21 protein-coding genes and 2 pseudogenes are annotated in these 23,399 nt (G+C 53.5%); 3 read left to right on the top strand and 20 right to left on the bottom strand.

Annotated features, from left to right (window positions below):
* Positions 1–2: 2 nt before the first annotated feature.
* The 13 genes and pseudogenes from HCZ99_RS09900 to HCZ99_RS09850 form a co-directional block, all read right to left on the bottom strand.
* A complete protein-coding gene (locus HCZ99_RS09900) occupies positions 3–476 on the bottom strand; it encodes a hypothetical protein (protein WP_167446748.1) in 474 nt (157 codons plus the stop codon).
* 37 nt (positions 477–513) lie between these two features.
* Positions 514–636 (bottom strand): annotated as a pseudogene (locus HCZ99_RS20905) (DUF5710 domain-containing protein); the annotation flags it as partial.
* Positions 637–711: 75 nt separating this feature from the next.
* Entirely contained in the window at positions 712–1,137 is a 426-nt protein-coding gene (locus tag HCZ99_RS09895; protein ID WP_167446747.1) for a zincin-like metallopeptidase domain-containing protein, read from the bottom strand.
* A 216-nt stretch (positions 1,138–1,353) separates the two neighbouring features.
* Positions 1,354–2,001 (bottom strand): ThuA domain-containing protein, encoded by a 648-nt coding sequence (locus HCZ99_RS09890; RefSeq protein ID WP_167446746.1) that lies wholly within the window; start codon positions 1,999–2,001, stop codon positions 1,354–1,356.
* An 11-nt stretch (positions 2,002–2,012) separates the two neighbouring features.
* Entirely contained in the window at positions 2,013–3,122 is a 1,110-nt protein-coding gene (locus HCZ99_RS09885) for a Gfo/Idh/MocA family protein (protein ID WP_167446745.1), read from the bottom strand.
* A gap of 15 nt (positions 3,123–3,137) precedes the next feature.
* A complete protein-coding gene (locus HCZ99_RS20975) occupies positions 3,138–3,455 on the bottom strand; it encodes a TOBE domain-containing protein (RefSeq protein WP_439654653.1) in 318 nt (105 codons plus the stop codon).
* A gap of 291 nt (positions 3,456–3,746) precedes the next feature.
* Positions 3,747–4,085 (bottom strand): annotated as a pseudogene (locus HCZ99_RS20970) (ABC transporter ATP-binding protein); the annotation flags it as partial.
* A 76-nt stretch (positions 4,086–4,161) separates the two neighbouring features.
* The gene (locus tag HCZ99_RS09875) at positions 4,162–5,784 is read right to left on the bottom strand and encodes a glycoside hydrolase family 43 protein (RefSeq protein WP_254869538.1); all 1,623 of its coding nucleotides are present in this window, start codon (positions 5,782–5,784) and stop codon (positions 4,162–4,164) included.
* A gap of 4 nt (positions 5,785–5,788) precedes the next feature.
* On the bottom strand, positions 5,789–6,619 hold the full coding sequence (locus tag HCZ99_RS09870; protein WP_167446743.1) for a carbohydrate ABC transporter permease: 831 nt from the start codon (positions 6,617–6,619) through the stop codon (positions 5,789–5,791).
* The gene (locus tag HCZ99_RS09865; RefSeq protein WP_167446742.1) at positions 6,616–7,560 is read right to left on the bottom strand and encodes a carbohydrate ABC transporter permease; all 945 of its coding nucleotides are present in this window, start codon (positions 7,558–7,560) and stop codon (positions 6,616–6,618) included. Before HCZ99_RS09865 ends, HCZ99_RS09870 begins: the two co-directional genes overlap by 4 nt.
* Positions 7,561–7,655: 95 nt before the next feature.
* Positions 7,656–8,915, bottom strand: a complete 1,260-nt coding sequence (locus HCZ99_RS09860; RefSeq protein ID WP_167446741.1) for an ABC transporter substrate-binding protein — start codon at positions 8,913–8,915, stop codon at positions 7,656–7,658.
* Between the two features lie 148 nt (positions 8,916–9,063).
* Positions 9,064–10,095, bottom strand: coding sequence for a LacI family DNA-binding transcriptional regulator (locus HCZ99_RS09855; RefSeq protein WP_167446740.1), 1,032 nt, complete (start codon positions 10,093–10,095; stop codon positions 9,064–9,066).
* A 184-nt stretch (positions 10,096–10,279) separates the two neighbouring features.
* Positions 10,280–11,167 carry a hypothetical protein gene (locus HCZ99_RS09850; RefSeq protein ID WP_167446739.1) on the bottom strand — a complete coding sequence of 296 codons (888 nt, stop codon included), beginning with the start codon at positions 11,165–11,167 and terminating at the stop codon, positions 10,280–10,282.
* Positions 11,168–11,469: 302 nt separating this feature from the next.
* Between HCZ99_RS09850 and HCZ99_RS09845 the strand changes: the two genes are divergently transcribed.
* On the top strand, positions 11,470–12,828 hold the full coding sequence (locus HCZ99_RS09845; protein WP_167446738.1) for an RNA-directed DNA polymerase: 1,359 nt from the start codon (positions 11,470–11,472) through the stop codon (positions 12,826–12,828).
* A gap of 174 nt (positions 12,829–13,002) precedes the next feature.
* Entirely contained in the window at positions 13,003–13,587 is a 585-nt protein-coding gene (locus HCZ99_RS09840; protein ID WP_167446737.1) for an SLATT domain-containing protein, read from the top strand.
* A 69-nt stretch (positions 13,588–13,656) separates the two neighbouring features.
* Here the strand turns inward: HCZ99_RS09840 and HCZ99_RS09835 are convergent, their stop codons facing one another.
* Positions 13,657–15,669: an SLC13 family permease gene (locus HCZ99_RS09835; protein ID WP_167446736.1), complete on the bottom strand. Its 2,013-nt coding sequence runs from the start codon at positions 15,667–15,669 to the stop codon at positions 13,657–13,659.
* A 155-nt stretch (positions 15,670–15,824) separates the two neighbouring features.
* On the opposite strand from HCZ99_RS09835, the gene HCZ99_RS09830 reads away from it, so the two are divergent.
* Positions 15,825–17,033: a winged helix-turn-helix domain-containing protein gene (locus HCZ99_RS09830; protein ID WP_167446735.1), complete on the top strand. Its 1,209-nt coding sequence runs from the start codon at positions 15,825–15,827 to the stop codon at positions 17,031–17,033.
* 103 nt (positions 17,034–17,136) lie between these two features.
* Here HCZ99_RS09830 and HCZ99_RS09825 read toward each other — a convergent pair whose 3' ends face one another.
* From HCZ99_RS09825 to HCZ99_RS09800, 6 genes are all read right to left on the bottom strand, one after another.
* A complete protein-coding gene (locus HCZ99_RS09825; RefSeq protein ID WP_167446734.1) occupies positions 17,137–17,907 on the bottom strand; it encodes an SDR family NAD(P)-dependent oxidoreductase in 771 nt (256 codons plus the stop codon).
* A gap of 71 nt (positions 17,908–17,978) precedes the next feature.
* The gene (locus HCZ99_RS09820; RefSeq protein ID WP_167446733.1) at positions 17,979–18,995 is read right to left on the bottom strand and encodes an ABC transporter ATP-binding protein; all 1,017 of its coding nucleotides are present in this window, start codon (positions 18,993–18,995) and stop codon (positions 17,979–17,981) included.
* Between the two features lie 40 nt (positions 18,996–19,035).
* A complete protein-coding gene (locus HCZ99_RS09815; RefSeq protein WP_167446732.1) occupies positions 19,036–19,866 on the bottom strand; it encodes a carbohydrate ABC transporter permease in 831 nt (276 codons plus the stop codon).
* An 8-nt stretch (positions 19,867–19,874) separates the two neighbouring features.
* The gene (locus HCZ99_RS09810) at positions 19,875–20,747 is read right to left on the bottom strand and encodes a carbohydrate ABC transporter permease (protein ID WP_167446731.1); all 873 of its coding nucleotides are present in this window, start codon (positions 20,745–20,747) and stop codon (positions 19,875–19,877) included.
* Positions 20,748–20,909: 162 nt separating this feature from the next.
* On the bottom strand, positions 20,910–22,223 hold the full coding sequence (locus HCZ99_RS09805) for an ABC transporter substrate-binding protein (RefSeq protein WP_167446730.1): 1,314 nt from the start codon (positions 22,221–22,223) through the stop codon (positions 20,910–20,912).
* Between the two features lie 197 nt (positions 22,224–22,420).
* The gene (locus HCZ99_RS09800) at positions 22,421–23,371 is read right to left on the bottom strand and encodes a sugar-binding transcriptional regulator (protein WP_167446729.1); all 951 of its coding nucleotides are present in this window, start codon (positions 23,369–23,371) and stop codon (positions 22,421–22,423) included.
* Positions 23,372–23,399: the final 28 nt, after the last annotated feature.

Raw genomic sequence — 23,399 nt, 5'->3', positions numbered from 1 at the left:
GATCAATACGTAGATCGCCTGCCGGAACCTGCTTGTTTTGCAGATAGGGGGTGATTGGCGGGAGCTGGTTCGGCGTTATGGAAAATCCCGTAGGCCCGTTTGGCCACGGCGCGATATTGCGCACGGAGCTCCTGTTCCTGGGCTGCTTTGCGGGCTGCAGCTTCGGCTCTGGACTGTTCCAATTCTTTGGGATCGATCTTGGTGCCGGTCGCCACCCATTTGACGGGATATTGCCCGGACTTGTAATTGGTGATGTTGCCAGCCAGAATGCCTTCAAGAAGCCCGCGATAGGAACCGCTTTTCTGGCCCTTGCGATCTCCTTCGACCGCTACCCGATGCCATTTGCCATCCATGGTCGGCGGGGCATCGAGGATCAGACCGTTTTCTTTCAGCGCCAGGGCAAACTTGTCTTCTGGCTTGATCTTTCGGTTCAGGAGCTTTGGTTTTGGTCTCCTGCCAGCGTTTAAACGGTTCAAGCTCCATATCATCGCGAGCATACCACGCCTTGGCCCGACGATCCCATTTTGCCCCAAGTGCCTTGGCTTCATCCTTTTCACTGAACGGAACATTGAGATAGATGCGTTTGCGTTCGGTGTTGGTGTCTTGGTTGGGAGCCTGTGAGATTTCACATTTCATGGCATTTTCCTTCTGTCTTTCAACAGCCGGGGCAATGGTATTGGTTTGTTCTTTGATTTTCACCGGGATTCGGCTTTACCGCATCTCGGGCTCCATGATCCATGTACGGATGTTCTCTGCATCCCGCGCAGCGATGAACAGCGCATTGCGATCTTCCTTGATGGCTTTCATCCAGGAGCCGACATAGCTGGCATGGCGTTTCGGGTAATGACCAAGACCAAGCTCTGTGGTCAGCATGTAGCTGGCGATCTCGGCACGCAGTTCTTCTTTGGCGTAGACCTTAGAGCCAAACGCTCCGAACTCTCGCGCCATGCGTGATCCATGACCAGTAGCATGACTCAACTCATGCAAAGCCGTGGCGTAATATTCATATTGGCCTTTGAAGGCGGCTTGATAGGTCATGAGGATCTGATCTGTTGAGGATCGATAAAACGCCCGGTCATTCTGATTATGGAAGATCGGGACATTGCCCTGTTTGAGGATCTGTTTGGCCCGTTCCACCGGGCTGATGGTCCTTGCAGGTGCGATATAGGGAGGCAAGACCATCAATCTGGTCGGTCAAGGCGCACATCGCGGGTTTTCGCGACACCCTTGTCGTCCGGCACCGGCTTGCCGTTGTCATCCAGCGCGAATCGGAGCGTCCCCGCAACCAAACGATAAAACCCCGCCAATCCAATCGGTGGGGTTTTGTCGTTTAGGCTTGGTAAAACCCAAAATCTAGCGGGCCGCCCAAATTAGGCCGCGGCGGACGATTTCGTACATTTGCGGGACTTTGAATTCGTCGGCGACGTGACCGAGGGCGGAGAAAAAGACTCGTCCTTTGTCATAGTGGTGTTTCCAGACCACCGGCATTTTGACCCCGTCAATCCAATGGGCATGGTCGCCGGTGAAGGTGGTTTCGGCCAGCACGTTAATCGCAGGGTCGACATGCATGTAATATTGTTCGGAATGGTAATCGAAGTCGCCGATGCCCGCGACAATGGGATCATCGGGTTTGGTGATGTTGACGCGATAATCAATGATATCGCCCGGATGTGCGACCCACTGTCCGCCGACCATGAACTGATAAGCCGGTTCCATGCGGAACGTATCGCCCATGCCGCCATGAAAACCACCAAGCCCGGTGCCGGCCGCAATGGCGGCAACCAAATTATCGAGTGCTTCCTTTTCCACCGTGGTTTGGGTGCAAAGCGGCACAATCAGATCAAACTGATCAAGATCCTGGCGGGTGAGGCAATCTGTGCCTTCGACCCGTTCGGTGGTGAAGTTTTCTTTGCGCAGCATGTCGTCGATGACTTTGGCGCAGGCGTCAGGTTCGTGTCCTTCCCATCCGCCGTAGAAGATGAGTGCTGATTTTTGGGGCATGGTTTTATCCTTTATGCGTGAAGTTGACCGACAGACAGGTTTGGTGCGAGCCCGTCGGGACGGTCACAGGCGCTTTGGATGGCGACGGTGCGGTGTTCAAGCGTGGCGGTCAGGAGGCTTTCCATCACGTCAAGCGCATGCAGGGCGAGTTTGCCACTGGCGCGGTGCGGACGATTATTGAGAATGGCATCGGCCATATCGGCAATGCCGATCCCGCGATAGTTATCGTCTCCATAGCCATGGGTCATTGGCATGTCCTGCCAGTCTTCGCCGCGGCGATAGAGACTGACGGTGCCGTCAAACCGATTGGGATCGGGCACAAGCAGGGTGCCTTCGCTGCCATAGACTTCAAGCGGGGTGTGGCGGTGTGCTTCGACATCGAAGCTGGTTGTGATTTGCACCAGCGCACCGCTGGTAAATTCCATCACACCAGTAATATGGGTTGGCGTGGTGACAGGAATTTCCTGGCCCTTGCGGGGGCCCGATTCAATGACGCGGGTGGTGCGGCTCGACCGGCCCATGCCCGACACACGCGAAACCGGTCCGAGCATATTGATCATCGCGGTGATGTAATAAGGCCCCATATCAAGCAGTGGACCGCCGCCATCGCGGACATAATAGAAATCCGGGTTGGGATGCCACCGTTCGTGACCGGGCAGCATCAAGGTCGCGGTCCCGGCGAGCGGTTCGCCGATTTTGCCTTGGTCAATCAGGGCGCGGGCGGTTTGGTGGCTGCCGCCAAGGAAGGTATCGGGCGCGCAGCCAACACGCACACCTTTTTGGGTCGCCGCAGACAGCAGGGCACGGGCATCTGCGACCGTGCCGGTCAGCGGTTTTTCGGAATAGACATGTTTGCCGGCATTAACGGCGGCCATGCTGATTGCCATGTGGGCGGCGGGGATTGTTAGGTTCAGGACGATATCAATGTCATCGCGGGCGAGAAGGGCATCGACGGTTAGGGCTTCGACGTTGAATGCCTCGGCCCGGATGCGCGCCGCATCCGGGTTGAGATCGGCGACAGCTTTGACGTCGATCTGCGGGAAGGTTTGGGCACGTTGAAGGTATATTTCGCTGATGACACCGCATCCGATGATACCAACGCCAAGTGATGATGTTGTCATAACGCGTTTTTCCGTTCAGGTGGCGGGCGCAGAAAGGGGCTCTTTGGCGAGGATTTTGCGGCCATCCATGCCAAACAAATGCAGGTGTTTTTCATCCGGGGTCAGGAAAACACGATCCCCGGTCCGAAGGGGATGGTGGCCGGGCAGGCGCACGGTCACATGCCCGAAATCATCGGTTTCCATATAGACGACTGTGTCGCTGCCAAGGTTTTCAATCACCCCGACCCGGGCGGCCCATTTGCCAGTTTCCAGATGGGTTTCGAGATGTTCGGGACGGATGCCAACCGATTTGATGTCGTCGCGCCCGATGGCCTTGCCGGGCAGCAAGTTCATTTTGGGCGAGCCGATGAAGGAAGCGACAAATTCGGTTTGTGGATTGTCGTAAAGTTCCATTGGCGGGCCGACCTGTTCGATGCGCCCGCCATTCATGACCACGATCTGATCGGCCAGGGTCATGGCTTCGACCTGATCGTGGGTGACATACACCATGGTGGCACCAATGGATTGGTGCAGTTCGGCCAGTTCGACACGCATCTGGGTGCGCAGGGCGGCATCAAGGTTTGATAGCGGTTCGTCAAACAGGAACACCTTGGGATTGCGGACAATCGAACGCCCGATGGCAACGCGTTGACGTTGACCGCCGGAAAGTTCGGACGGTTTGCGGTCCAGCAATTGTTCAAGATGCAGGCGTTTGGCAGCATCCTTGACCCGTTCTTCGCGTTCGGCGGCGGGCATTTTCATCAGACGCAGGCCAAAATCGATATTTTGGGCCACGGTCATATGCGGATACAGCGCATAGGATTGGAACACCATCGAAATGCCGCGGGCGGAAGGCTCGAAATTGGTGACATCATCGCCATCGATTTCAATCGTTCCGGATGTCGGTTTTTCCAAACCAGCAATCATGCGAAGCAAGGTCGATTTGCCGCAACCCGATGGCCCGACCAATACGGTAAAGGAGCCATGCGGGATTTCGAGTTCGATATCAGGAATGACTTCGACGGCGCCAAAGCATTTATTGATATGTCTGAGATGAACGTCAGCCATTGTTGCGTTCCCCGTTGGCGTTATAGATGAAATGAGCAAAATCGGCGTGAATGCCACGCCCGCTGGTGTCATGCGCGGCCATGCCGATGAAGGCACCGGTGAAGTTTGTGCCTTCGCCGCTTCCGGCTTCGTCAGACAGGGCCGTGTGATCAAGGACCGCATCAATCATGGTCCAGTCCCCACCCGGAAGGGCATAGCGGAACCGTAATTCCGGCCCGGTCACATCGACGCCAAGGCGGATGACGCCGTCTTTGGGAAGGTCGATGGATGCGGGCAGCGGATAGGTCGTCCGGGCATAGGGGAAATCGCCGGGGCAGCTGTAAATATTGAGCTTGCGGTTGCCGTCTTGGTCAGCAGTGACGGCGAGATAGTGATACTGGAACCGGTTGTACCATGCCATCAGACCAGCCATTTGCTGGAAGTCGAACGGGGTAAATTCAACAACGGTTTCCGCACTGTAATTGATGTCGGTTTGGCGACGGGCGACAAGGGAATGGTCGAATGCCGACCCCGGCGCTTGGCGCCCGAACAGGCGTAAATGGCCCGGCCGTTCACCCAGTGAAAACAGGGTTTCAGGTTCGGGGGTGCGCAGCCATTGGAACACCGAAGGCAGATCGCCCGGCGTGAAATCAATACGCGCGGGTTCTGCGTCAAACGGATGGGGGGCAAGATCGGGGGCCGGGACCATTAGATCGGGTTGGTTGGTGCCGTTGGCCAAACGGGGCCAGTCGCCTTTTTCCCAAACAAGTTTCTGGATTGCGGTTTCACGCCCCAATGGTGATCTTTTGGTGCCGGGCAGCGGGCGGCTGCACAGATGCACCATATAAAATTCGCCATCCTGCGTTTGAACAATATCGGCGTGGCCCGCACGTTGCAGCGGATTTTCCGGATTGTCCTTTGACGTCAGGATATGTTTGGCCGGATCGGTTTCGTATGGGCCGGTCAAGTCGCGGGATCGCGCGATGGTGACGGCATGGTTATAGCCCGTGCCGCCCTCAGCCACGAGCAGATAGTAATAGCCATCGCGACGATATAAATGCGGGCCTTCGGTAAACAGGTGATCGGTCCCGCGATAGATGTTGCGGATCGGGCCGACCAGTTTCTTTTCGGTGGTTGAGTATTCCTGAAGCGCAATACCGACAAAGCGTTCACCAACCACCTGGTTGTGATCCCAGATCATGTTGATCAGCCATTTTCGGCCGTCCTCGTCATGGAACAGCGACGGATCAAAGCCCGATGCGTTGAGATAAACCGGTTCCGACCAAGGGCCATCAATGGCCGGGGCGGTCACAAGATAGTTTGGCGTGTCCTTAAAGGCGCCGTCCTTACGTTTGACGTCGGTATAAATCAGCCAAAACAGACCATCAGAATAGGTCAGGCAAGGGGCCCAGATGCCCCCGGAATCCGGATTGCCGCGCATATCAAGTTGCGATTTGCGGTTTAACGGGCGCGCGATCAGTGTCCAATTCACCAGATCACGGGAATGATGAATTTGAACGCCGGGGAACCATTCGAAGGTTGAGGTCGCGATGTAATAATCATCGCCAACGCGGCAGATTGACGGGTCCGGGTTGAAACCGGGAAGGATGGGGTTTGGGATCATTTCAGCAGACATGGCATCAACCTTTGACAGCACCACCGGTCAAACCGGCGACGATATATTTCTGGGCAGCGAGGAAGAAAACGATGGCGGGCATGATCGTCAGGGTGACGAAGGCCAGTGTGCGGTTCCATTCGGTTACGAATTCACCGCGGAACTGCATCATGCCAAGCGGCCATGTGAAGGCTTCACGCGAATTGAGCATGACCAGAGGCAGCAGGAAGTTGTTCCAGCTCTGGACAAAGACAAAGACGCCAACGGTGGCGAGGATCGGTGTGGAAAGCGGCAATGTGAACCGCCAGAAAAACCGGATATAGCCACAGCCATCGACATAGGCGGCTTCGAACAATTCACGCGGGAGCTGTTCGAAGAAGGTGCGGAAAAGCAAAATTGCCAAGGACAATCCAAAGGCAGTTTGCGGCAAAATGACCGACCAATAGGAATCCAGAAGGCCGATATCGCGCACCTGAATGAACAGCGGCAGGATGGCGGTTGCAAACGGGAACATCAGCCCCAGCAGCAGATAGGAAAACAGCATCCGCGATCCGAAAAAGCGGATTTGCGCGAACACATAGGCCGCCGCCGCCCCGACCAGAAGGGTCAGGATCACCGCAGCAATCGAAATCAGCAACGAATTGCCCAGATAGCGCCAGAAAGCCGGATCGGACACGATGGCGTTATAGAATTCGAAATTCCACGTTTCGGGCAGGCCAAAGGCGCTGGTGCGGATTTCAGCATTGGTTTTAAAGCCGCCAAGGGCGGTCGCAAGCAAGGGCGCGATGACGAAACTGGCGATGATGCACAGCACGGTCACACGCAAAAGATTGCGCAGGAAGACTTTGCTTATCATGGCTTTTTCCCCGGCGACATGGCCGCACGTTGATAGAAAATGGCAACGGCAACGGCCGTGATGAACAGAACAACCCCAATCGCACTGCCAAAACCGATGCGCAGGCGTGTCAGCCCGAAGGTGTAAAGATAGGTCACAATGGTATGGCTGGTGTTGGACGGGCCGCCATTGGTCAGCGGGATGATGACGTCAAAGACCTGCAGGGCGCCGATAATGGCGAAGAAGGCGCTGACGATGATGGCTGGCTTAATCAGGGGAATTTGCACATAGCGCACGATATCAAACGGTTTTGCGCCTTCGATGCGGGCGGCTTCGATCAGATCGCGTGGCACACCTTGCAGTGCGGCGATATAGATCATCATGTGGAAGCCGAAATACTTCCAGACGATCACGGTCATCACCGCGATAAAGGCCCAGTCGCGATCCGCCAGAATGAAGAAGGGTTCGAGCCCGAACGCGCCGCCGACCGATGCGGTAACGCCGTAATGGCCGTCGAAAACGAAGCTCCAGATCAGGCCAGCTGCGACTTCGGCCAGAATGTAGGGCACAAAGAAGATCAGCCGGAAAAGGGCGTTGGTCGGTGTTTTCTTATAGATCAGAAGGGCCAAAAACAGGGCCAGTGGCATCTGAACCAGAAGGGAGACCAGAATGATCTTGATCGTGTTCCAGATCGCCGAATGGAACACGGAATGCCCCATCATCTGTTCGAAATTCTTAAGCCCCACATAGTCGGTTGGCTGTCCATATCCGTTCCAGTTAAAGAACGCGAAATAGCCCGACTGAAGCAGGGGGAAAATCACAAACAGGCTAAAGAGAATAAGTGCTGGCGGGAGCAGCAGCACCAAGGCACCGAATTTTCCGTTCTGCAGTACGTTTTTGGCGCGCTGGGTCAGGGAAAGTCGTCGTTGCTGTTGCGATGACGCAAGGGGGATGGTCGGCATGGGCCGCCTCCGAAGCATGTATCATTGGAGAAGGTGAGGGCGTTGCCCAACCCGAAACCGGGTTGGGCCAAACATCCCCGCAAGCAGGTCAGAACTTATTGAAAGTCCCAAGCTTCCTGAATTTGCGCGGCGGCTTCTTCGGGGGTGATGACTTCCTGTGCCAGATCGGCAGAAATGTCATTCACCGTCGCCCCCACAGAGGCACCGAGATACTGATCAAGGAAGATCTGATGATAGGAAGACTGCGTCAGATCACGCGCAACCTGCTGGAAAAACGGGTTGTCGATTGCGTCGTCGGTTCCCTTGACGATCGGAATGAAAATTCCGGCCTTGGCAGCTTCGCGCTGGTATTTGGCGCTGATCATGTGGCGGAGGAAATCAGCAGCTTCGTCGGGGGCGTTATGGGAAACGGCCCAGCCATTGATGCCACCGAATGTGGCCTTGGCACCGGGTTCGTCGCCATCAATCATCGGGAAGGGCATGATGGCCAGCTGGTCATCAGACAGGCCCTTGCCACTTTGCGAGCGTGCACGCGATGGCAGGTAATCCCAGTCGCCCATCAGGTGGAAGGCAGCCGCGCCATCGCCGAACATGCCACTGGCTTGTTCGTAGCTTGTGCCCATCATGCCCGACTGGAAGGGTTCAAGCTTGACCAGTTCCTGGAAAGTCCGCCCGGCTTCGACGAAGGGTTCTGATTCGAAATTTTCGCCATCATTTTGCATGGCTTCGTTGATGGCATCGGACCCGCCATAGCGCAGCGCAAGATAAGCCCAATAGAAATGCAGCGGCCATTTATCCTTGCCCCCGGCGACAATCGGGGTGATGCCGGCATCCTTGATTGTCTGAACGGCTTTGAGGAAATCATCCCAGGTCTTGATTTGGGTGTGATCTACGCCAGCCTTGGCGGTCAGGTCGGTATTGACCCAAAAGACAACCTCGGTCGCATAAATTGGCAGACCGTAAATTTTGTCGTCAACCGAATAGGCATTGACGGCAGGTTGCGGAACCGTATCGAGAAATTCGCTGTTTAGCAGGCCGGAAATGTCTTTGAGGAAGCCGGCTTTTGCCTGATCGGCCAGCGTCTGACCGCCCCAGCTATAGAAAATATCGGGGGCTGCATCCGATTGCAGCAAGGTCGGCAGTTTGCTTTTATAAGCTTCGTTGGCGAGATATTCGAAATTGACTTTCACGCCGGGGTGGCTGGCTTCGTAATCCTTGCCAATCCCTGAAAGATACGCCTTTTGGGCTGGATCGCCGGTTTCAACGCGCAAGATATTGATGGTGGTGTCTGCCTGTGCAGCAAAGGTGCACAGACCGCATACGGCAATGCCGACAGCGCCAAGCATGTGTTTCATTTGTTCCTCCCGGGTGGTTGCTTTTGCAACCTTTGTTGATGCGTTTTAGGACGACACATTACCCCGGTTTATTTCCTGAGGTACGTACGTCTTTGATGAACGTACCTCAAAAAAGATGCGTTTAAAAGTGCATGTTTCAATTTTTGTTCTAGGGGAGGTTGTCACGCATGAAAATATCGATGCGGATGCGTTCCTGTGCATTCAAAAATGGACGGCCATCCACCAGTGCCTTAAGCACGCGCACGGCACTTCTGGCTTCGTGGCCGGGATCCTGATTGATGACGGCGTCAAAAATGCCGTTTTGCAATGCGGTTCGGGTATGTTCGGTCAGTTCGTGGGCGACCACCGGGATGGTTCCGGCCTTACCGGTTGTTTCAAGCGCGCGGATCACGCCGCGATTGCCTGCCCCCAGACTGTATAGCGCGACAATATCGGAATTTTGTTCGAGCATTTCGCGCAGCAACAGTTCCACCCGGTCGGAATTATCGAGACCCTCAATCGCGGGCAGGATCGAGAAATGTGGATATTCGTCACGGATGATCCGTTCAAAGCCGTTGCGCCGTTCCATATGGTCGCGCAGCAACATCGAGCCGGCGATGACCGCGATTTTGCCTGATGACGCGTGGCAAAAACGGCCAAGCAATCCGGCGGCAGTCCGCCCGGCGACTTCGTTATCGATGCCGATGAAATGGTCGCGTTGGGATGTCGGATGGTCACTGACCAAGGTCACGACATGGATATCGCGGTTGCGCAATCCTTCGATGGCCTGATGCACGGCCTGCGATTCTGTGGCGACAACGGCGATGCCGTCAAATTCCTGTTGTCCGACGGTATCAAGCACCTCGGCCAAGGCAACGCCATCAAAGGCCGGGACCATGATGGTTTCGATTTCGATGCGATCGAGTGGCCCACGTTCGGCAATTTTACCAACTTCCTGCTCCAGACCGCGCATGAAGGTATTTGGGCCTTTGGGCAGGATAAAGCAGAACCGGTAAAAGCGGTTTTTCGACAGATTGGCGGCGGCGATATCGCGTTCATATCGCAGTTTTGCCATGGCTTCTTCGACCTTGCGGGCCGTGGCCGGTCGGACGCCACTTCGCGCATTTAAAACTCGGTCAACGGTTGCCAGACTAACCCCGGCTTCGCGGGCAACGTCATGAACGGTCGGGCGCGACGCCATATTGGTCTCCGGGTTAGGTTTTTCGTTGATGAGAGTTTCAGGATAAGGACCTTAACTTATGAAACAGTTCTGACAAATCCAAGATTTTCGCAAGGTGTTTAATCCTGGGATTTGGCTTGGCGATATTTTCAAGGCTACGATATCGCCGGGATAGAGGCCCCAAAGCCGCCACTGATCAACATATCTATTCCGTCACAAGGACCTGATCAACAACACCCGCTTCGAGCAAATCCGCATGGCTTGGAAACCAAATACCGGAAGACGGCGCCAAGAAAACCTGTGCAAGGAAAGCTTCGGAGATGCCTTGTTGCCGGAAGAATTTTAGTTCTTTTTCTTGTTCGCCTTTGAGGTCGTAGGCAGGGACTTGGAATTGGGCATCCAGACGGTATTGGTGAAAGCCCAGTTGTGCTTTTGGCGCGAGGTAGCGTTTTGCCCCGCCGATGAAGGCCGTGGTGCAAGCCGATTTGCAGGTATCAAACACATAGGTGTTCAGCCCGCGATCCCGGATCAGGTAGGCGACACCGCGGCCTTCATAGATGTGGCCGCCTTCGCTATGCAGCACAATGCCGGTCACGGTTGGATTTTGATCAAGCTGTGCTGTTAGTTTTTTGGTGATGCCAAGGGCAAATATGCCGTCGATATACAGGCGTTTGCCATCTGAACTGAGGGTGAGCGTGTATTGCCGGTTGCGCGCATCTTCCAGCGCGGTTGGGTTAACCGGTTCAAACTTGGCCGGGGCCAAGGCGCGGTAAGCGCCAAAAATGCTTAGCAGCGTGAAAGCAAGGCAGGCGGCAATCGCGATATAGGTCGCGGTTGTCCATGTGCTGGCAAGTGCGCCAGTTTGGTGTTCGGTGGATCGGATGACCCCGGTTGCCTGCCAGACGAAGACAAGGCCGTGGCCCAACATGATGAAGATAATCGTCGCCACCATGGCATTGGCACGGTCGGGGATAAAGGGCGGCAAGGTGTATTGATCGGCAAACAGCATGACGGCGCGCAGCAGGATCAGATTGACACATAGCGCGTAACCAAGCGCATGCTTCCCCTGCCAGTGATCCCGGATATAGGACACGCGATCATCCCCTTAGACGTTCTGATCTTTGTGCCATGATACATTTTTCCTGCCGCCCCGAATAGGTCGTTGGCGTTCCCCGATGTTGCGATGGATTTGATGGCAAAGCGACCGGTATAAGTGAAATTTCGAAGGGCAGTAATTGGGTGCTCTTTTTTTTTGTTTATGAGCTCAGCGTAAAATTTCTGGCATTGGAACTTGAAGTGTCCCTAATATTCGATTGCGCGTTCTGCAATTAATGTTAGTTATGAATAGAAGATGTTCACTTTTTATCTGTCTAATAAGCCAAGTGGAGGGGATCTTTGGAAGATTCATTTGAGAGCGTTTTCAATGCTGAGAATCTCTCTGAGATATTTTGGAAACATATTCATCCCAAAAAAAGTAGCGGCGTTGATCGAGTATCTGTTGGTAAATTCGCTGAAAATCTCGACGAACACATCGATGTGATTGTCAGAAAATGTGAGCAACACAGCTATAGATTTACGCCTTACTTGCAATCTTTGAAGGCGAAAGGACCAAACAAACCTCCTCGTGAAATCTCAATTCCTTGTGTGAGGGATAGGCTGGTTCTTAAAGCGCTTACTATATACTTACATGAAGTGTGTTCTGACTGTGTTGCGAAGGATCTGCCAAATACTGTAGTTCGTAAAATAAAGAAGTCAGTTTCTGATGATAAAGATGGGTTGTCCTTTGTTAGATTGGACTTTTCCAATTTCTACGGTTCAATTAATCAGCAGAAATTAATCGAAAAATTAAAAGATAAATCTGTTTCATTTGAAGCTATTTCCCTGATTGTTAAAGCGATAAGTAACACTACAGTTCCTCCGATGTTCTCTAAGAAAGATCGACTGGTTAAAAATGAAAAGGGTGTGCCTCAGGGGTTGGCTATCTCAAATATTCTCGCAGAAATATATATGCAGGATTTTGATCGGGAGGTTTCCGAATTTTCGACCGTTTATCACAGGTTTGTGGATGACGTTTTTGTGTTGTGTGAGACCCGAAATAGTCCAAAAATTTGGGGCGCAATAGGTTCAGCAGCAAAACAAGAGTGTCTTTCACTTAACCTAGAAAAATCTACTGAAAAAGGAAACTTAGAGAGCTTGAGTACGGGGTTTGAGTTTTTGGGCTATCGTTTTTCTTCTCCGGAAAGTATCTCTGTAAGGTATAGTTCTTACTCAAGATTTCTCAATAGTTTGATAGGTCGAATAACTCGATACAGGAAAGAGAAAGAGCGTTCAGAAGGTGAGGATGAATTACGCAAGAAGTTGTTTGTCGAAGAGTTGAACGAGCGAATTACTGGGGCTATTGATGAAAATAAAAGGTATGGATGGGTGTTCTTTTTTTGTGAGGTTACAGATCAAACTCAGCTAAACCAGATTGACAGAGTAATTATTAAAATGATTTCTGGTCTTTCAGAGATAAATTTGGAGGAAATAAAGCGCGTTTCTAGAGCCAGATATGAAGCGATTTTTTCTCCCTCACGCGGGTACATTAGGGATTACAATAAGTTCAGCTTGCGCGATAAAATTGAATTCTTGAGGATCCGAGGAAAGTATTCCGAAGAAAGTGCTATGACAGAAGAACAAATAGTCAGTTTGTTTAATGATATAAAAAGAAAAAATCTGTCGAAATTGGAAGCTGATACTGCTACTATTAGTTGAGGGTGCCGTTCCATTTCGATGGAAAGCTTCTCTGGAAGCGTTTGTGATCTCCGCATTTATTGCTTATCCGCCTCATATGAAGCGTAGGCCTAGTGAGGATTGAGTAATCTTGATTCCTGAAGGTACCCTCATTCCTTTTTCCAAGTTCAGTTTGATCAATCTCTGAGATTTTTCATGAAAAAAGAAGAACTAAGCAATAAAGCATGGAAAACAGCTGGTGCTAGGTTTAATGCCTATCGGCGTTTAAAGGCGAAGAACGCAGCATCAATATTTTTTATATCTATGCTTTCATTGGTGTGTATTTTTATAAACTTATTTGAGGTATTTCCTGCAGACCATCGTGAGTCTGCGTCGCTAATTTTTTCCGTATTAGTTATTATCGTCTCTCTTGTGGAATCATCGAAAGATTACTCTTTAAAAGCAGACAGGCTTCATGCGAATGCTTTAGAGATAAACTCTTTTATTGATCGGCTGAAGTTTATGCAGTCCGTAGGAAAAGATGAAATCGAAGAGTACCACGGCATACTTCGATCTTGTCCAGAGAACCATGAGATTGATGATCTCAAAGTTTTTATGATGCAGCATCGAAAGGAGTTTTTTCCTGAAGATAGTTGCTTCATATGGTCGATTAGATTTCTATCGGTATGGGGGACGGCTAAATTCAAAGCTTATTCCTTGTATATAGCAATATGTTTTATTGTGACGGCAGTTTTGTCTTATAGCTACATGAGCGGGCTAATTCGCGATCTAGCCATGTAGTTAGGCACCATAGAATCTTATTAGTTTTCATGGTTGATGATGCTCAGTTGGATGCATGTAACCAGAAAATTATAACGGCCAAACCCATAGCAACATCGGCACCGCAACGGCGACGACGATGATTTCAATCGGAAGGCCAAGCCGCCAATAATCGCTAAAGCGGAAGCCGCCGGGCCCGAGGATCAGGGTGTTGTTCTGATGCCCAATCGGGGTCAGGAAGGCGCATGACGCCCCAATGGCCACCGCCATCAGGAACGGGTCGGAACTGGCATCCAATTGCGCCGCACTGCCAATCGCAATCGGACACATGACCGCCGCCGTCGCGGCATTGTTCATGAAATCTGAGAGCGTCATGGTAACGATAAGGATCAGGGCAAGGGCGAGTGGTGCGCTTCCCTGAGCGACGGTTTCAAGCAGGAAGCGCGCAATCAGATCGGCACTGCCGGTACTTTCCATGGCATTCGCGACCGGGATCAAGGCGGCAAGCAATACAACAACCGGCCAATCAACCGCGTCATAAAGGGTGCGCGGTGAAATCACGCCGACCAGAAGGGCGGCCAAAACGCCCAAGGCAAAGGAAATGGCGGCGGGCAAGATGCCAAAGGCGGCAAGCAGGATGGCAATTGCCATGATGCCAGTTGCCTTAAGCGCCTGGGTTTTATCGCCAAGATGAAGGGCGCGCTCGGCAAGCGGCGCACAGCCCATTTGATTGCTAAATTCGTAAATGCCTTCGGGCGGACCTTGCATGAGCAACACATCGCCAGCCTGCATTTTCATGGTCCGAAGGCGGCTCATGGAGCGTTGGCCGCGGCGTGAAATCGCCAGAAGATTGATGCCATATCGGCTGCGGATCCGAACATCGGCCGCCGAACGGCCCATGAAAGGCGCATTTGGCAGGACGGCAACCTCGATCAGGGAAATATCGTCCGATTGCACCGGCTTTTTGGTTTCAGGTTTGGTTGCGGCTTCTTCGGGGGCGACGGATTCAGCTTCTGCTTCTTCAACGTCGGTGGTCGTGTCGGTATCCTTGGATGCCGCGTCACCAGACTTGCCAGAGTTGCCATTGCTATCGGCATTATCGATATCAGCGGGATCGGCCCTAATTTCGGCGTTTTGTTCGCTTTCTTGGGCTTTGGCCTGCTGTTCGCGTTGTTTTTCACGCTCCTTTTCGGCCGCTTTAGCTTCGGCGTCGCGCCATTCGGCTTCTAGGGTCAGTTCAAGCCCGGATAGCGCCCCTGCGAGCCCTTCGGGTTCGGCTTCGATCAGAAGAACATCGTGCGGGCGAAGTTCGCGGTAGGGGCTTGGCGCGGGAATACGTCGTTCATTGCGGATCAGCCCGATGACCTGCGCGTCGTCTTTTTCGAGTTCACGGTTCATATCCCGCAGCAACATGCCGACCGATTTGCTGTCATCGGTGATGCGGGCTTCGGTCAGGTAGGAGCCGGTTTCAAACCCCTCAGCGCCGGCGCGTTCACGGGTGGGTACCAAGAACCGGCCAAACAGAATGACAAAGGCCAAACCCGCAACTGCAACGGCGATGCCGACCGGGCTGAAGTCAAACATCGAAAAGCCTGATCCGTTCAGATTGGCGCGAAAGCCCGATACAATCAGGTTGGGCGGCGTCCCGATCAGGGTCGTCATACCGCCCAAGATCGAACCGAATGCCAACGGCATCAGAATTTTGCCCGGTGGCAGGTCTTGCTTATTGGCCATCTGAAGGGCGACCGGCATCAAAAGGGCCAGCGCGCCAACGTTGTTCATGAAGGCAGACAGGATGGCGGCAAGCAAGCTGAGCGCGGCCATGGTGACAAATGGGCCCGCCGATTGCGGCAAGACCGCACGGGTCAGGGTATCAACCGCGCCCGATTTTTGCAGGGCCGATGACAGGATCAGAATACAGGCAACCGTGATCACAGCAGGGTGCCCAAAACCGACAAAGGCATTTTCGGTCGAAACCAGCCCCAAAACCACACAGACCAAAAGGGATGCCATCGCAACCATGTCATGACGCCAACGCCCCCACAAAAACAGGGCGACGGTTCCAAGCAGAACCGATAGGATCATGATTTGTGGTGTGTCCATGTAGGGGCATCCTGTTTTGTACTGAACGGGTTGATGTGCGGTGGTTTGTGTTGGGCGGATCATAGTCTGTTTTGCGCAAGAATGCTGCTGCCGTATTTGTCAGCAGGATGTGATAGCATCAAGCTTGTTTTAAGCACGTATTTAAATGTTGGATCATGTCCGTTTCGATTTCGATTAAACAGGCCCGCAATCTTGCCCTAAATGGGCAGGGATTTGATTTTGATCCCCGCCGACCGGTGACCAAACGCCGTATCCTTAAGGCGGTGCGCACCACAAATATGCTGCAAATTGACAGTGTCAATGTTTTGACCCGCGCACATTACATGCCGATTTTTAGCCGCCTTGGGATGTATGACCCCGCCATGTTGGATGCGGTTGTTTGGGGCAAGGATCGCCAGCGGGCATTGTTTGAATATTGGGGCCACGAAGCATCCATGATCCCGGTGGAGGATTATCCGTTTTATCGTTGGCGGATGGAGGATGCGCGCAATGGCAAAGGCATGTGGGGCCGCATCGCGCGGATCCAGCGCGAGAAACCTGATCTGATTGACCAAATCCTGAACCGGATTGCCGATGACGGCGCGGTTGCGGCCAGTGACCTTGATGAAAAACGGTCCAACCGGTCGGCTTGGTGGGGCTGGTCGGATACCAAAACAGTGATGGAATATCTGTTTTGGAGCGGGCAGGTCATGGCCCGGCACCGTCGCAACAGTTTTGAGCGGGTCTATGATTTGCCAGAACGCATCATTGGCGACGCGGCCAATCATCCGCCGATGGACCGATATGATGCGCAATCGGAATTGATCTGCAAGGGCATTGCCGCGATGGGGGTTGCGACCGAGGCGGACCTTCGTAAATATTTTCGGATTCCGACCGAGGATGCCAAGATCTGTCTGGCACGTCTGGTGGAAGAGGGACGTATTTTGCGCGCCGATGTGCAGGGCTGGAAACAAGCAGGGTATCTGTGCCCGCAGGTTAATCCGCGTGCACGGTCCAAACCGACCTGCCTGATGGTGCCGTTTGATCCGGTAATGTGGGAACGTGATCGGGTGGAGCGTATTTTCGGGTTTAATTACCGCATCGAGATATATGTTCCGGCGGAAAAGCGGCAATATGGCTATTACGTCCTGCCATTTATGCTAAACGGCGCATTTGTTGCGCGGGTCGATTTAAAGGCCGATCGGCAAGAAGGCGTGTTGCGCGTTCAGTCAGCCCATCTTGAGGAAGGCTGTTTGGCGGGTGATGTGGCGGGACCGTTAAAAGAAAACCTTGAACGTTTGGCGGCGTTTTTGGGCCTGTCGGGTGTGGTGGTGATGCCGGCCAATGACTTTTCGCGCTATTTGGCGGGTGTTTCTGTTTTTTAAAAAGTAAACGGGGCGCAGGTCCCACAACCGCGCCCCGTTTCACCAACGTTCCGGGAAGGCCGCAACAAGAATTTCGATATGCAGCCAACAGTTTCACCTGGCCTTACCAGCAGGTGTAACCCCCATCAGCCAGAACGATGGATCCTGTCATCAAGCTAGACGCGTCCGAGGCCAGGAACAGCACAACCGATCCGATTTCGTCGGTTTCGCCCAGACGTGCCATCGGGGTGCCGTTGATCCAGGCGTCATACATTTCCGGTTTGGATTTGACGAATTCATTTAGCGGGGTTGCGATATAGGTCGGTGCAACCGCGTTCACGCGCACACCGCGCGCGCCCCATTCAGCCGCCAGTGATTTGGTCAAGTGATGTACTGCGGCCTTTGATGCGTTGTAATAGGCCTGTTCCTGGGGCTTGTTGACGATAAAGCCCGACATCGACCCGACATTGACGATGACGCCATTTTTCTTGGCCAGCATCTGTTTGCCAAATTCGCGGCAGCACCAAAACGTGCCGTTCAGATTGACATCAACCACATTGAGCCAATGTTCATCGGTAACCGTTTCGGCCGGGGTTTCGGACCGTGCGATGCCGGCATTATTGACCAGAATATCAATGCCGCCTTGCTTGGCCATTTTTTCGGCACTGGCGCGGACCTGATCGGTGTTGGTGACATCCATGATATCGATATCGGCCGAGTAGCCCTTGGATTTGAGGTAATCGCGGCCTTCTTCGGCGACGGCGTCGCTGATGTCGCCGATGATGACATGTGCGCCAGCCTCAGCAAGCGCTTCGCAGCAGGAGAGGCCGATGGCGCGACCGCCGCCGGTGACATAGGCGCGGCGACCGGAAAGATCGAACTTTTTAAGATACATTTTTGTCTCGCAATTTTCTTGGTTTGGTGAGGCGCGACCGCACCGCGCGTGAGACGGTGCGATCCGGGGTTTTAAGCGTTGAGGGGATGACCAAGGGCCAAGCCGTTGGCATCAAAGCGATGGATGCGATCCTGTTCAGGGGTCAGGAAGATTTTGTCATTTCCGCTAAGCGGCATTTCGCCCGTCGCACGCACCGTCATCGGACCAAATTCATCCGAGTTGACATGAAGGTAGGTTTCCGCCCCCAAATGTTCGGCGATTTTCACCGTGGCGGGGATTTCGCCCTGCTCGGTGCTGACCACCAGATGTTCAGGGCGCACACCGATTTCATGACAGTCATATTTGGCCGCCTGTGTGCCGCCCAAGAAATTCATTTTGGGCGAGCCAATGAACCCTGCGACGAATTTGTTGGCCGGTTTGCTGTAAAGGTCCATCGGTTTGCCGACCTGTTCAACGCGACCTGCCTGCAACACCACGATTTTGTCGGCCATGGTCATGGCTTCGACCTGATCATGGGTGACGTAAATCATCGTGGTTTTGAGTTCCTGATGCAGGCCGGTAATTTCAAGACGCATGTTCACACGCAGTGCGGCATCAAGGTTTGAAAGTGGCTCGTCAAACAGGAAGGCGGCCGGGTTGCGCACAATCGCGCGCCCAATGGCAACACGTTGACGTTGCCCGCCCGAAAGTGCGCCGGGACGGCGATCAAGATAGTCCGTCAGATTCAGGATTTTTGCCGCGTTGTTCACTTTGTCATTAATGACATCCTTGCTTTCGCCCGCCATTTTCAGGCCAAAAGCAATGTTGTTAAACACGGTCATATGCGGATACAGCGCATAGGATTGGAAAACCATCGACAGGCCGCGCTTGGCCGGGGCTTCGTTGGCAACGTCGACCCCATTGATCTTGATTTTACCGTCGGTGACATCTTCAAGACCGGCGATCAAACGCAGCAAGGTGGATTTGCCACAGCCCGACGGGCCAACAAAGACGACGAATTCACCATCATTGATTTCAAGATCGACACCCGGAATAACATCGAGCGTTCCGAAGGTTTTCTTGACTTTCTCCAGTCGGATAGCACCCATTTCGGTGTTCCTTCTTTCTCGTTTTCAAAGCAACGGTTGGTTATTTGACCGCGCCAAATGTCAGACCACGAACCAGCTGTTTCTGAGAGAACCAGCCAATCACAAGAATAGGGGCAACTGCCAAGGTCGAAGCGGCTGAGAGCTTTGCCCAGAACAGCCCTTCGGGGCTGGAATAGGACGCAATAAAGGCTGTCAGCGGTGCGGCATCGGACGTTGTCAGATTGAGCGTCCAGAAGGCTTCATTCCATGCAAGGATGACATTAAGCAGCATGGTTGATGCAATGCCGGGCAGGGCCATGGGCAGCAGCACAAAGATGATTTCCTTGGGCAGGGTTGCCCCGTCCATGCGGGCGGCTTCGAGGATGTCGGTCGGGATTTCTTTGAAATAGGTGTAGAGCATCCAGACCATGATCGGCAGGTTCATCAAAAACAGAACCATGATCAGCCCAAACCGGGTATCAAGCAGCCCCCAGTCGCGAAACACCAGATAGATCGGCACCAAAACGCCAACAGGTGGCATCATCTTGGTCGAAAGCATCCAGAGAAGCGCGTCTTTGGTGCGTTTGGTCGGGTTAAACGCCATGGCCCATGCGCATGTCACGGCAAAGACCAAGCCAACCAAGGTGGAACCGACAGCGAGAATGACGGAGTTCATGGCGAACTTGAAATAGTTCGAGCGTTCTTGAACCTCGGCGTAGTTTTCAAGCGTCCAGTCAAAGGAGATGAAGCTTGGTGGGATGCTGACGGCTTCGAGTTCGGTTTTGAAACTGGTTAAAACCATCCAGAAGATCGGAAAGAAAATCAGCAGACCGACAACCCATGCAAAGGCAGAGAAGCTGAGATAGCTAAGTGGTGTTTGTTTCTTTTCCATGTCGCCCCCTATTTATCCAAGTTCTTGCCAATGAGGCGGATCAGGAAGATCGCCACGATATTGGCCAGGATGACGGCGACAATGCCGCCTGCTGACGCGCCACCAACATCGAACTGCAACAGCGCCTGGGTATAGACAAGGAAGGCGATGTTGGTCGTTGCCAAGCCTGGGCCACCACCAGTGGTGACAAAGATTTCGGCAAAGACGGTCAGCAAGAAAATGGTTTCGATCAGAACAACCACGGTGATCGCGCGGCTGAGATGGGGAAGCGTGATATAGAAAAAGATCGACAGGGGACCGGCACCATCCATCTGGGCGGCTTCTTTTTGATCGCGGTCAAGCGATTGCAGGGCGGTCAAAAGAATAAGCACGGCAAAGGGCAACCATTGCCAGGCGACCATGATGATGATCGATGTCAGCGGTGCGTTGGTAAACCAGTCAATGGCGGGCAAGCCCAGCAAACTGGCAAGCCATGCAAACATCCCCGAAACTGGGTCCATCAACAGGTTTTTCCAAACCAGCGCATTCACGGTCGGCATGATGAAAAACGGTGCGATCACCAAAAGCCGTAAGATACCGCGCCCAAAGATCGGCTGATCAAGCATCAGTCCCAGCAAAATGCCGCCAACGATGGTGATGACCAGAACGGAACCGACAAGGATAAGTGTGTTTGCAAGGGACGCAAAAAACGCCGGATCGGTGAGGAAGAATTCGTAATTAAGTGTGCCAATCCATTCTTCTGTTCCGGGGGCTAACAGGTTGTAGCGCAGGAAGGAAAAATAGATTGTCATGCCGAGTGGGACGGCCATCCATAAAAACAGGACGATGATCGACGGCGCAGACATAATGCGCCCGGTAAGGGTCGAGGCACGTGTCGACATGATGTGCTCCGCAAGATTGACGGTGATGTCCTGACCGGATGGAAAGAGGGTGGCGGATTAAACGCCATGTGCGCCGCCGCCACCCCAAGTTCATCAGATCAAGGAGGTCAGGCCGGATGTTGGATCATGAGGTGCGATGATCCGAAACCCGGCCGTCGTGCATCAGTAGTAACCAGCTTTGCGCATGGTACGGTCGGTGCTGGCCTGTGCGGCAGAAAGCGCCTGCTCGACAGTCATCTGACCGGCCAAGGCGGCCGAGAACTGCTGACCAACCGTGGTGCCAATCCCCTGGAATTCCGGGATGGCTGCGAACTGAACGCCAACATACGGTTTTGGTTTCAGCGTCGAGTTGATCGGATCGGCACTGTCGATGGCCAAAAGTGTCTCGTCAGCAAACGGTGCTGCGTCGAGGTATTTTGGGTTTTCGTACAGGGACATCCGGGTGCCCGGTGGGACGTTTGCCCAACCTTCTTTGGAGGCAACCAGTTCGAGATAGGCCTTAGACGTTGCCCAAGAAATGAATTTCTGAGCGGCGTCAACTTTTTGCGAGCCCATCGGAATGCCAAGGTTCCAAGCCCAGAGCCAGTTGGCACCGGTGCAGGTTACAGCGCAGGGAGCCTCGGTAAAGGCGACCTGATCGGCAACTTTGGATTCTTTGGGGTTGGTGACAAAGGATGCGGCGACGGTTGCGTCAATCCACATGCCACATTTGCCAGAGTTAAACAGCGACAGGTTTTCGTTAAACCCGTTCGATGTTGCACCGGGAGGACCATAGTTGCCAAGGATGTTGGTATACATGTCCAAGGCGGCTTTCCATTCCGGGCCGTCGAAGGTTGGTTTCCATTCTTCATCGAACAGGCGTGCGCCATAGGCATTGCCCATGGTGGTCACCAGCGCCATGTTCTCGCCCCAGCCCGCTTTGCCGCGCAGGCAGATGCCATACACGCCGTTATCGGGATCATGGAGTTTTTCGGCGATCTCAAGGGTTTTATCCCAAGTCAGGCGGCCATCGATTGTGATGCCTGCTTTGTCGAACAGATCCTTGCGGTACATCATCATCGAGCTTTCGCCGTAGAACGGTGCGGCATAAAGCGTGTCGTCCTTGGAAACGGCAGAGCGGATGGCGGGCATCAGATCGTCAACGTCATAGTCGTCGCCCAAGTTATCGAGCGGTGCGAGCCAGCCTTTTTCAGCCCAGATCGGCACTTCGTAGGTGCCAATGGTCATGATGTCATACTGACCGCCTTTGGTGGCGATGTCGGTGGTGACACGTTGACGCAGGGTATTTTCTTCGAGTGTGACCCACTCAAGCGAAATGTCTGGATTTTTGCTGGTGAAATCATCCGTCAGCTTCTGCATGCGGATCATGTCACCATTATTTACGGTTGCGATGGTCAGTTTGGTTTCGGCATGTGCGGTGAATGCAACACCGCCTGCTAGTAGCGCGCAAAGCGCGGCTCCCATGACGCGTTTCATGTTTCCTCCCTAAAGGACTATGTACCCGATGGGCAATTTGGCGTGCCCGGATTGATCATTTGTTCAGGTAGTGAGCATTCACTCAATTTCAGGGCGGCTTGTCAAAGAAAATCGTTTTTGCGGCGCACAACAACAAACCCCGCCACACGGGGTGACGGGGTTGGAAATAGTTGGTTCTGCTGGGATTGTTGCAGGTGTTACTGCAGCAACGATTTTGCCGTGGCTTCGTCAGTAACCAGGGTTGAAATGAGGTTGCCCTTCATTGCGCCGCGAATCGCCGCGACCTTTTTCTTGCCCTTGGCGACAGCAATCGTATTGGTCGTTGGTGCCTGAACCGGGGCGCTTGTGACGCAATGATTGACCGGGTGATCGAGGATCGCGCCATTCTGGTCAAAGGACCAACTTATGACCTCGCCAATGCCGCCACTGCCGCGCAGCGATGCCAGTTCGTCCTTGCTGATGAAGCCATCAATATGAAGCGGCGCATCGTCGCCGAGATGCCCGACCCCGATAAAGCGAATATCGGCCTCGGCTGCGAGTTTGAGGATGTTATCCATCGGGGGCTGCTGTTGCATGGTGTGGCGCATGTTACGGTCTGCGATCATGACCGGGACCGGAAGCGGATAATGCGGGGCGCGGGTGCGGTCGGCCAGATCGCTGACGGCGTCATAAAAACTGGCCGCACCGTCATGAGCAATGTTGCCAACCAACGAGACGATTTTATGGTGGCGGCCATCAATACGCCCGACCTCGTCAACCATGGCACGCATGGCCCGCCCGGTGCCAAGGGCGATGATTTTGGGATCAGATGATTGCAGTGCGCGTTCAAGATAGGCGGCTGCAGCCTGTGCGATGCCAAACATTTCTTCGGGGGCGGCGGGATCGGTCGGGACGACGTCACATCCGGCAAGGCCATATTTTTCGCAAATGGCCTTACCCAATTCCATGCATTGGGCAATCGGGTGATCAAGACGGACTTTGACCAGTCCTTCGCTGATGGCAGCAGAAACAAGACGTTGTGCGGTGGGGCGAGAGACGCCCAGTTTTGTTGCGATTTCGTCTTGTGTGTTGCCAGCACAGTAATAAAGCCAGCCCGCCCGGGCTGCTTCATCAAGGCGTGCGGCTTCCTTGCGCGTGCGTTTAACCATCCGATTTCCTCAGTATTCTTTTTGTTCG

Source organism: Thalassospira lucentensis (genome assembly GCF_011806425.1).
GTDB lineage: Bacteria > Pseudomonadota > Alphaproteobacteria > Rhodospirillales > Thalassospiraceae > Thalassospira > Thalassospira lucentensis_B.
This window is presented reverse-complemented; position numbering and strand designations above follow the sequence as displayed.